The 552-nt window shown below is 55.8% G+C and carries 1 protein-coding gene; it reads left to right on the top strand.

Annotation, left to right across the window (positions count from 1 at the left end; all coding sequences use genetic code 11):
• Positions 1-188: hypothetical protein (locus ACYVEA_RS34795; RefSeq protein WP_461117937.1), on the top strand; the 188-nt coding region annotated here is incomplete at its 5' end.
• Between the last annotated feature and the right edge of the window lie 364 nt (positions 189-552).

Genomic DNA, 552 nt, shown 5'->3' with positions numbered 1-552 from the left:
CTTCAGGTGCAAGGGAGGACAGTGAGGAGGAAGATGGGGAGGATCTCGGACTATCGAGGGGAGAGATGTTGGCGGACGAGGCGGGTGTTGAATCGGTGGTAACCATTCGGCGAAGCGCTGCCTCGGCAGGCAAAGCGGTGGTAGTCATGGTTTACTCGGCGGTAGAGGAGAGGCTGATGAGTGCTTGATGGTTAAGTTGGAGGTAGTGGGAAGAGGGCGAAGAGTGTCTCCGAGAGAGTGGTGCGGGCTGAAGCTTGAGACTGCCGCTGGGCCAGATCAAGGAGAGGGAGGGGATTTCTCAGCTCGAGGAAGATAAATGATATTGCATGGCCACGGGGCTTTTAGAGCAGAGGAGTCAACTGTGAGCAACCGGGCGCTGCTTCCCTATCGTAGAAATGGAAGGCCAGCAAGTGGTGCAAAGGGCAGGGCGGTGGAGAGAATGTGGGCTGTCGGCAAGTGATTTTTTTTGGCAGGGGGTGAAAACCGCATGTTCTCAACAAACTGAAGTCCCTCCAAGCTAGCGCGGCAGGGGTAAAACTCAGCTAAAACCAG

It is taken from the genome of Spirosoma jeollabukense (genome assembly GCF_054777855.1).
This window is presented reverse-complemented; position numbering and strand designations above follow the sequence as displayed.